This window comes from Allobosea sp. TWI1241 (genome assembly GCF_039673065.1).
Lineage (GTDB): Bacteria > Pseudomonadota > Alphaproteobacteria > Rhizobiales > Beijerinckiaceae > Allobosea.
Map to the genome: position 1 here is coordinate 1 of NZ_JBDJKW010000028.1, position 9,696 is coordinate 9,696.

General features: G+C 72.2%; 8 protein-coding genes. 4 read left to right on the top strand and 4 right to left on the bottom strand.

The genetic code is table 11. The features are described from left to right. The coding region (locus ABE438_RS20230) for a MutS N-terminal domain-containing protein (RefSeq protein ID WP_465248650.1) at window positions 1-1,174 on the bottom strand (1,174 nt) is incomplete at its 3' end. Window positions 1,175-1,396: 222 nt separating this feature from the next. Between ABE438_RS20230 and ABE438_RS20235 the strand changes: the two genes are divergently transcribed. Then, complete coding sequence (locus ABE438_RS20235; RefSeq protein WP_346504482.1) at window positions 1,397-3,682, top strand: NADP-dependent malic enzyme; 2,286 nt, start codon at window positions 1,397-1,399, stop codon at window positions 3,680-3,682. Window positions 3,683-3,821: 139 nt separating this feature from the next. Here the strand turns inward: ABE438_RS20235 and ABE438_RS20240 are convergent, their stop codons facing one another. Beyond that, the gene (locus tag ABE438_RS20240) at window positions 3,822-5,000 is read right to left on the bottom strand and encodes a penicillin-binding protein activator (RefSeq protein ID WP_346504483.1); all 1,179 of its coding nucleotides are present in this window, start codon (window positions 4,998-5,000) and stop codon (window positions 3,822-3,824) included. A gap of 230 nt (window positions 5,001-5,230) precedes the next feature. Here ABE438_RS20240 and rsmI point away from each other — a divergent pair, with 230 nt between their 5' ends. The 3 genes from rsmI (at window position 5,231) to gshB (ending at window position 7,588) form a co-directional block, all read left to right on the top strand. Beyond that, window positions 5,231-6,187, top strand: coding sequence for a 16S rRNA (cytidine(1402)-2'-O)-methyltransferase (gene rsmI / locus ABE438_RS20245; RefSeq protein WP_346504484.1), 957 nt, complete (start codon window positions 5,231-5,233; stop codon window positions 6,185-6,187). Further along, on the top strand, window positions 6,184-6,564 hold the full coding sequence (locus ABE438_RS20250) for a YraN family protein (RefSeq protein ID WP_346504485.1): 381 nt from the start codon (window positions 6,184-6,186) through the stop codon (window positions 6,562-6,564). The genes rsmI and ABE438_RS20250 overlap by 4 nt, the downstream gene beginning before the upstream one ends. A 73-nt stretch (window positions 6,565-6,637) precedes the next feature. Further along, window positions 6,638-7,588 carry a glutathione synthase gene (gene gshB, locus ABE438_RS20255; RefSeq protein ID WP_346504486.1) on the top strand — a complete coding sequence of 317 codons (951 nt, stop codon included), beginning with the start codon at window positions 6,638-6,640 and terminating at the stop codon, window positions 7,586-7,588. 8 nt (window positions 7,589-7,596) lie between these two features. Here gshB and ABE438_RS20260 read toward each other — a convergent pair whose 3' ends face one another. Together ABE438_RS20260 and ABE438_RS20265 are read right to left on the bottom strand one after the other, a co-directional pair. Further along, entirely contained in the window at window positions 7,597-8,901 is a 1,305-nt protein-coding gene (locus ABE438_RS20260) for an O-antigen ligase family protein (protein WP_346504487.1), read from the bottom strand. A 2-nt stretch (window positions 8,902-8,903) separates the two neighbouring features. Then, window positions 8,904-9,696, bottom strand: a 793-nt coding sequence (locus ABE438_RS20265) for a P-loop NTPase family protein (RefSeq protein WP_346504488.1), incomplete at its 5' end; no start/stop codon positions are given.

A 9,696-nucleotide genomic window follows, 5' to 3' on the forward strand; every position in this document is an offset into this window, starting at 1 on the left:
CGGCGAGGTCGCGCGGGCCGCCGCGGTCGAGCGCCAGCCGCGACAGGGCCCGCGCGATGTCGGGCACGCGGGCGAGGTCGCGCTGCAGATCCTCGCGCAGGCCGGGCTCGGCGACGAGCAGCGCCACGGCGTCGTGGCGCCGCGCGATCGCGGCCGGATCGACCAGTGGCCCGGCCAGCCGCTCCGCGAGCAGGCGGCTGCCGCCGGGCGTGCGGGTCCGGTCGATGGTGGCGAGCAGGCTGCCCGCCCGCTCGCCCTGCAGCGTGCGCACCAGTTCGAGATTGGCGCGCGTCGCGGCGTCGATCTGCATGCTGGCGCTGTCGCCCTCGCGCACCGGCGGCGAGAGCGGCGGCCGGGCGCCGAGCTGGGTGCGCTCGACATAGGCGAGGACGGCGGCCGCCGCGGCTATCTCGGCGCGGGTGAAGGCACCGAAGGCATCGAGCGTCGCGACGCCGAAGAACTCGCGCAGGCGGCGCTCGCCGGAGGCCGGGTCGAGCCCGTCGCGGGCGAGCGGGGTCACCGCGGCGGCGACGTCACGCCAGAGCTCGCGCAGCGCCGGATCGTCGTGGATCGCGTCGGGGCAGACGATCTCGCGCGGCTCCAGCCGGGCCAGCTCGACCGGCAGCCCGGCCTGGTCGGTCTCCAGCACGGAGAAGCGCCCGGTCGAGATGTCGACGGCGGCGAGGCCGTAGGCATGCGCGTCCTCCGAGAGGCGGCGGCGGGCGACGGCGACCAGCAGGCTGGCGCGGCCGGGCTCGAGCAGGCGTTCCTCGGTGATGGTGCCGGGGGTGACGAGGCGCACCACGTCGCGCTTCACCACCGACTTGGCGCCGCGCTTCTTGGCTTCCGCCGGGTCCTCGGTCTGCTCGCAGACGGCGACGCGATGGCCGGCGGCGATCAGCTTCTGCAGATAGTCGTCGGCGCGCTCGACCGGCACGCCGCACATGGCGATGTCCTGGCCGAGATGCTTGCCGCGCTTGGTCAGCACGATGCCGAGCGTGCGCGAGGCGATCTCGGCATCGGCGAAGAAGAGCTCGTAGAAATCGCCCATCCGGTAGAACAGCAGGCTGTCCGGGTTGGCGGTCTTGATCTCGATGTACTGCGCCATCATCGGCGTCACCTTGCCGGTCTCGGCGGGTGCGTCGGGCGCGGTTTTCTGGCTGGCTGTGCGCATGAGGCCGGCACGCTAGCAAATCGCGGGCGGGAGGCCATCCGTCGCGCGCGATTTCAACAGACGAAACCGGATCGCGCCCGCCGCGGGGCGCCGCCGCGGCCTCCTGTGGATTTTCGCCGCTCCGGCATGGGTGTCGCGGCACGATCGCGACTTGTGGACGGGCCTGTCGCTGCCCTATCGTCCTCGCCCCCGAGGAAACGCTCAAAAAAAGACGACCAGCCCATGACCGACCGTCCGACGACCAAACGCAGCCGCCCGACCTTCACCGACCAGGAGGCGCTGCTGTTCCACTCGCAGGGACGTCCCGGCAAGCTGGAGATCGTGCCGACCAAGCCGATGGCGACGCAGCGCGACCTGTCGCTCGCCTATTCGCCCGGCGTCGCCGTGCCGGTGCTGGCGATCGCCGAGGATCCGTCCAAGGCCTATGACTACACCACGCGCTCCAATCTGGTCGCGGTGATCTCGAACGGCACCGCCATCCTCGGTCTCGGCAATCTCGGCGCGCTCGCCTCCAAGCCGGTGATGGAGGGCAAGTCGGTGCTGTTCAAGCGCTTTGCCGACGTCGACTCGATCGACCTCGAGGTCGATACCGAGGACGCCGACAAGTTCATCGACGCCGTACGCTATCTCGGGCCCTCCTTCGGCGGCATCAACCTCGAGGACATCAAGGCGCCGGAGTGCTTCATCATCGAGCAGCGCCTGCGCGAGCTGATGGACATCCCCGTCTTCCATGACGACCAGCACGGCACCGCGATCATCGCCGCCGCCGGCCTGATCAACGCGCTCGACCTGACCGGCCGCGACATCCAGTCGACCAGGCTGGTGATCAACGGCGCCGGCGCGGCGGCGATCGCCTGCATCGAGCTGCTCAAGGCGATGGGCTTCAAGCCTGACAACGTGATCCTCTGCGACACCAAGGGCGTGATCTACCAGGGCCGCACCGAGGGCATGAACCAGTGGAAGTCGGCCCATGCGGCGGTGACCGACCGGCGCACCCTGGCGGAGGCGCTCGAGGGCGCCGACGCGCTGTTCGGCCTGTCGCAGAAGGGCTCGGTTACCCGCGAGATGGTGGCGGCGATGGCGCCGAACCCGATCATCTTCGCCATGGCCAATCCCGACCCGGAGATCACCCCGGAGGAGGTCGCCGCCGTGCGCGACGACGCCATCGTGGCGACCGGCCGCTCGGACTATCCCAACCAGGTCAACAACGTCCTCGGCTTCCCCTACATCTTCCGCGGCGCGCTCGACGTGCGCGCCACCACGATCAACATGGAGATGAAGATCGCGGCGGCGGAATCGCTGGCGCAGCTCGCCCGCGAGGACGTGCCCGACGAGGTCGCCTCGGCCTATCAGGGCTCGCGCCCGCGCTATGGCCGCGAATACATCATCCCGGTGCCGTTCGACCCGCGCCTGATCCATGTCGTGCCGGTCGCGGTCGCCAGGGCGGCGATGGAATCGGGCGTTGCCGGCAAGCCGATCGCCGACATGGCGGCCTACAAGGCGCAGCTCTCGGCGCGGCGCGACCCCGTCGCCGGCACGCTGAACCGCATCTTCGAGCGGGTGCGGCGCTATCCCAAGCGCGTCGTCTTCGCCGAGGGCGAGGAGGAGCAGGTCATCCGCGCCGCCGCCTCCTTCGTCGGGCAGGGGCTGGGCAAGGCGGTGCTGGTCGGCCGCGAGGACCGCATCACCGCGACTGCGACCTTCCTCGGCGTCGACCTCGCCGCCAAGGGCATCGAGATCCAGAACGCCCGGCTCTCCCACCGCAACGCCGCCTATGCGCAATATCTCTACGAGCGGCTGCAGCGCGAGGGCTACCTGTTCCGCGACTGCCAGCGCCTGATCAACCAGGACCGCAACCATTTCGCCGCCGCCATGGTGGCGCTCGGCGACGCGGACGCGATGGTCACCGGCGTCACCCGCAACTACTCGATCGCGCTGGAGGAGGTCCGCCGCGTCATCGACGAGAAGCCGGGGCACCGCGTCATCGGCATCTCTGTGGTGATCTCGCGCGGCCGCACCGTGCTGGTCGCCGACACCGCGATCACCGAGATGCCGACCGCCAAGGAACTCTCCGAGATCGCCATCGAGGCCGCCGGCGTCGGCCGCCGGCTCGGCTACGAGCCGCGCGTGGCGATGCTGGCCTTCTCGACCTTCGGCCACCCGGCCGGCGAGCGCTCGGAGAAGGTGCGCGAGGCGGTGAAGATCCTCGACGGCCAGCGCGTCGACTTCGAGTACGATGGCGAGATGGCCGCCGACGTGGCGCTCGACCGCGAGCTGATGAGCCAGTACCCGTTCTGCCGCCTGACCGGGCCTGCGAACATCTTGGTGATGCCGGCGTTCCACTCGGCCTCGATCTCGACCAAGCTGCTGCAGGAACTCGGCGGCTCGACCGTGATCGGCCCGCTGATCGTCGGCCTCGACAAGCCGGTGCAGATCGTGCCGCTGGGCGCCAAGGACAGCGACATCGTCAACATGGCGGCGCTGGCAGCCTTCAACATCGGCGGCTGAGACGCACCGCTCCGGTGCGGGCCGGAAGGCCCGTTACCCGTACGTGAACATGACAAAGGGCGGCCGGCGGGCCGCCCTTTTTCGCATGCCGGGGACAGAGGAATCCGCGGCGCCGCGCGCCGCGCAGACCGGCGCGCCGTCAGTTGGTCCGCGGGCCGAGCTCGCGCGGGGCGGCGCTCACCGTGACCATCTGGCCGTTGCGCAGTTCCAGCACGGCGAGGCCGCGCTCGTTCTGCCCGTCCTGGCGGAAGCGGAAGACGCCGTCGGCACCGGCGAAGCCGGAGGGGTTGGTCAGCACGCTCTCCGAGAAGCGCTGGCTGCCCTGGGTGCGGGCCAGCGCCGCCGCGAGCGAGACCGCGTCATAGGCCAGCGTCGCGGTGCGCGTCGGCGAGCTGTTGAAGCGCTTCTGGTAGCGGCCGGCGAAGGCGTTGAAGCCGGCGGTGTCGGGCGAGGCGAACCAGCCGCCCTGGATCGCCGCGACGCGCGCCACGCTGGCGTCGTTCCAGACGCCGGTGCCGAGCGGCTTGACCTTGGCCGGGTCGAAGCCGGCCTGCTGCAGGGTGAGGCCGAGCGTCGGCATGGATTCGGCGCCGGCCGGCACCAGCAGCGCATCGGCCTGCTGCAGCGCCGGCATCAGCCGGGCGACGGCGGCGCGCATGCTGTTCGGGTCGGAGCCGAAGCGCTCGATCACCACGACGCGGGCGCCGCGCGCGGCCGCCGCCTGCTGGAAGGCGGCCTCGACGACCTTGCCATAGGCGGTCTCGGGCACCAGCGCTGCGAAGGATTTGCGGCCCTGCGACGAGGCATAGGCGATGACGCGGTTGACGTCGTTCTCCGGCGGGAAGGAGAGCAGGTAGACGCCGCGGGTCGCGACGTTGCTGTCGCTCGAAAAGGCGATGATCGGCCGGCCGGCGCCGCGGGCCACCTGGGCAGCGGCCTGCACGGAGGGCGCGAAGAGCGGGCCGATCAGCAGCTCGGCGCCCTCGCGCAGCGCTTCCTGCGCCGCGGCCTGGGCGCCGTCGGGCGTGCCGCGATCATCCTTGACCAGCAGGGTCAGGTCGGCGCCGGGGAATTCGGCGAGCGCCATCTCGGCGGCGTTCTTGAGCGAGTTGCCGACGGTCGCGCCGGCGCCTTCGGCGGTGAGCGGCAGGATCAGGCCGACGCGGACCTGGCCGTTGCCGATGGTCGGGCCGCTCGGCGCCGAGGGCTGGCCGGGGGCGGGCGCCGGCCCGTCGAAGCCCGGCAGGCCGGAGGTTCCGCCGCTGCAGGCGGCGAGCAGGAGCACCGAGCCGCCGGACAGCAGCAGGCGCCGGGTCATGGCGAGGCGCGACGGCGGGGCGGGCGTTCGAACTGGACGCGACACGGGTTTCGTCTCCACTCCAAGGCCGCGGCACGACGGGAATCGCGCCCGATGGTGCGTATCCCCCCGGTACACCGGGGAATACCTGCCAGCGGCGCATGGTATTTTCAAGTTGTTAACTCTACGTTGCGGACGCCGGACCCGTCAGCAGGTGGCGCCTTGGTACGGTCTGTGCCAGTTTCGCCGCCATGTCCGACGTGCCGCACGCCCCCCTGCCCGATACCGCTCCCGCCCGCCAGCAGGCGCCCGCGCCGGCCGCCCGCGCGCCGGGCTACACCGCCTTCGGCCTGCGCGCCGAGGCCGAGCCGCTGGCGCCGGGGCTGCACATCGTCGCGACGCCGATCGGCAATCTGCGCGACATCTCCTTCCGCGCCCTGGCGACACTGGCGGCCGCCGACGCGGTGCTGGCCGAGGACACCCGCACCTCCAAGACGCTGCTGGCGCATTACGGCATCACCACGCCGCTGATGCCCTATCACGAGCACAATGCCGCGCAGATGCGCCCGAAAATCCTGTCGCGGCTGCGCGAGGGCGGCAGGCTGGCGCTGATCTCCGACGCCGGCACGCCGCTGGTCTCCGACCCCGGCTACAAGCTGGTCGCCGACCTCGTCGCCGAGGGGCTGCCGGTGACCGGCATCCCCGGCCCGTCGGCGGTGCTGGCGGCGCTGGTGCTGGCCGGGCTGCCGACCGACCGCTTCTTCTTCGAGGGCTTCCTGCCGCCCAAAAGCGCCGCCCGCAAGGGCCGGCTGACCGAGCTGGCGGCGGTGCCCGGCACGCTGGTCTTCTTCGAATCGCCGCGGCGGCTGGCCGAGATGCTGGAGGACGCCGCCGCCGTGCTCGGCCCGCGACCCGGCGCGGTGGCGCGCGAGCTCACGAAGTATCACGAGACGGTCCGCCGCGGGCCGCTGCCGGAGCTGGCGCAGCACTATGCCGAGGCGGAGGAGGCGCGCGGCGAGATCGTGGTGATCATCGGCCGTCCCGAGGCCGGGATCGCCGGCGCCGACGCAGGCTCGCTCGACGAGGCGCTTCGCGCGGCGCTGGCGCGGGTCTCGCTCAAGGAGGCGGTGGCGCAGGTCGCGGCCGCCACGGGCCAGCCGCGCCGGGTGGTCTACGCCCGGGCGCTGGAGCTGACGCGGACGCCGTGAGCGCGGGCGAGCGCAGCCGCCGCGCCCGTGCCTCCGGCCGCAGCGGCCGGCGCGGGGAATGGCTGGCGCTGGCGCTGCTGACCGCCAAGGGCTACCGGCTGCTGGAGCGCCGCTTCGGCGGCAAGGGCGGCGAGATCGACCTGATCATGGCGCGTGGGGACAGCGTCGTCTTCGTCGAGGTCAAGCTGCGCGGCAGCCTCGACGCCGCGGCGCTGTCGATCACCGCGGAGAAGCGCCGGCTGGTCGAGATGCGCGTCCGGCAATGGCTGGCGCGCAATCCCTGGGCGATGGACCGCGCGCTCAGGGCCGACGCGGTGTTCCTGGCGCCCTGGCGCCTGCCCCGCCATGTGCCGGGCGTGTTCGCGCTTCGCCTCTGATGCAGGGCGCCCGCCCCTTGCGCAGGCCCCCCGCGGCGACCGATATAGCGGACCTGACACGGAGTCTGCGCCCATGCCGCTGAACATCGCCATCCAGATGGACCCGATCGAGAAGGTCCGCATCGCCGGCGATACCGGCTTCGCGCTGATGCTGGAGGCGCAGGCCCGCGGCCACAGGCTGTTCACCTACACGCCCGACCGGCTCTCCATGCGCGACGGCAAGGTCACGGCGCCGATCACCCCGGTCGAGGTCCGCGACGTCGAGGGCGACCATTTCACCGCCGGCGAGCCGGAGCGTACCGATCTCTCGACGCTCGACGTGGTGCTGCTGCGCCAGGACCCGCCCTTCGACATGGCCTATATCTCCTCGACGCACATGCTCGAGCGGATCCATCCGAAGACGCTGGTGGTCAACGATCCGGCCGAGGTACGCAACGCGCCGGAAAAGCTCTTCGTCACGCATTTCCCCGACCTCATGCCGCCGACGCTGATCACGCGCGACCGGGCCGAGATCGAGGCCTTCCGCGCCGAGCACGGCGAGATCGTGATGAAGCCGCTCTACGGCCATGGCGGCGCGACCGTGTTCAAGACCGGCCGCGACGACCCGAATTTCGGCTCGCTCTGCGACCTGTTCGGCAACCTCTTCCGCGAGCCCTGGGTGGTGCAGGCCTTCCTCAAGGAGGTGAGCGAGGGCGACAAGCGCATCATCCTGATCGACGGCAAGGCGGCGGGCGCGGTCAACCGCGTGCCGGCGGCCGGCGACCTGCGTGCAAATATGGTGCGCGGCGGCGCCGCTCGGCCGACCGACCTGTCGGCGCGCGAGCTGGAGATCTGCGAGCGCATCGGCCCGGCGCTGAAGGAGCGCGGGCTGCTGCTGGTCGGCATCGACGTGATCGGCGGGCGGCTGACCGAGATCAACGTCACCGCGCCGACCGGCGTGCGCGCCATCAAGAAGCTCGGCGGGCCCGATCTTGCCGCCCAGCTCTTCGACGTGATCGCGGCCAGGCGCGCCAAGGGGGCCTGAGCCCTGCCTCAGGGCGCGGTGCGGTAGCGCGAGAGCAGGCGCAGGCCGAGCACCGACAGCAACATCGCGAACCAGACCGGGTCGGCCCTGCGGAAGAAGAAGCTCTCCAGGCAGGCCGAGTAGATCGCGAACAGCCAGATGCACAGGAAGACGAAGGCCATCTCGCGATTGGCCTTCAGCCGCACGGCGCGGTGAAAATCGACCAAAGGCAGGACGACGAGGATCGTCAGCCCGAGCGCGAAGCCGGGCAGCCCCATGCCGATGGCGAGGTCGACATAGCCGCTATGGCCGTGGACCATGCCCTGGGCGATGCCGGTCTCGCCCTCGCGGATCTCGGCCTGGCGCACGAAGTCGCTGCCCCAGAAGCCCTCGAAGCCATAGCCGGTCAGCGGCCGCTCCCAGAGCCGGTCGAAGGCGAATTTCCAGATCTCGGTGCGGCCGGTGAAGGTCTGCCCGGTGCTCAGCGCCTGCAGCAGCTCGCCGACGGGCGCAAACAGCACCGAGCCCAGCGTCGCGGTCATCAGCACGGCGAGCGGCGTCAGCGTCAGCAGCAGGCGCATGGCCAGATTGTCGATGCGCGCGCAGGCCCAGGCGATCAGCAGGATCGCCGGCGCCAGCGCCATCGAGGTCTTCGAGCCGGTCTGGAACAGGAAGAGCCCGGCCAGCAGCGCGACCGCGAGGCCGAGCCGGCGCGGCCCTGCGCGCGCGACATGGATGCCGACGAACAGGAAGATCACCATCATCGCGCCGGCGACGTTCTTGTGGTCGAACAGCCCGCGCCAGGAGCCGGCATGCTCGGGCTCGAGCGGGTCGGCGGCGCTGTGGATCGCGATGTCGGGGACGAGCACCAGGCCGGCATAGCAGACGAAGAGCACGATCAGCACGGCGGCCCCGGTCAGGGTGGCGAACCGGCGCCGCCCCTCCGGCAGCAGCACGGCGGCGGCGCCGATCGCCAGCACAACCAGGCTGAAGCGTAGCGCCCGCATCGAGATGTCGGGGTTGAGCGAGGTCAGCACGCCAAAGCCCATCCAGCCAAGGAAGAGCAGCCAGCTCGGCCGCAGATAGGCGCGCGCCGGCCGGCCGGCGCCGCTCGCCGCCGCGACCGCCAGCGCCAGCACCGCGGTCAGCGAGAAGGCGATCTGGTTGGCGAGATTGCTGCTCTCGGCCGGATCGACCGCGTACGAGCCCTTGAAGGGCGCGGTCGAGATCCAGGCCAGCAGCAGGATGCCGACATAGACCGGCCCGCGCAGCGCCGCCGCCAGCGCCGGGCGGCCCGTCGCGACGCCGGAGGCGAGGCCGTCCCCGGCGGCCACGCTCAGGCCTCGTTGACCACGAGCCCGCGCAGCTTGGCGGCGAACGGACCGAGCGCGGCCATCGCCTCGGCGAGGTCGTCGCGCCCGACCTGGCCCTCGCGCAGCACGAGCACGATGTCGTCCACCGCCTCGGCGAAGCGCTGGGTCAGCCCGTCGGTGCCCGGCACCGCGCCGTCGACCACCACCGGCGAGAAGCGCCGCGCCGCGCCCAGCACATCGTGCGAGAGCTGCATGGCGGTGATGCCGGCGGCCGGGCCGGTGCGCGGCAGGAAGAACAGGCCGGTGCCCTCGTCCTGCAGCGCGGCCCGCACCAGCCCGACGCGGCCGGAGACGATCTCCGGCAGGCCGGCCTCGGCCTCTGGCGCGAAGCTCGCGGTCAGCCCGGCCTCGCCGAGCCCGGAATCGATCAGCAGCGCCGGCCGGTCCAGCCCCGCCGCGTCGAGGGCGAGGTTGAGCGCGATGGTCGAGGCGCCGGAGCCGGGCCGGACGCCGGCGATCAGGATGCGGCGCGGGGTGGCGCCGTCGCCCGCCGCGTCGAGCGCCTCGCGCAGCTGCGCGATGGCGCGGGTGAAGGCGGAGCGCGGCTTGTCGAGCACGTCGACCAGCGGCCCCTTGCCCTGGAACACCGAGTCGAGGTCCTCGCGCTCGCGCCGCCAGCGGCGGTGGCGCACGCCGGGGATGGTGGCGAGCAGCGGCACGGCGGCGCCGGCCAGCCCCTTCGGCAGGTCGGGTTCCGCCGCGAGCCCGGGCAGGCGGCGCCAGCCGGCGCGGCGGGCGCCCTGCGCCGGCGCGGCC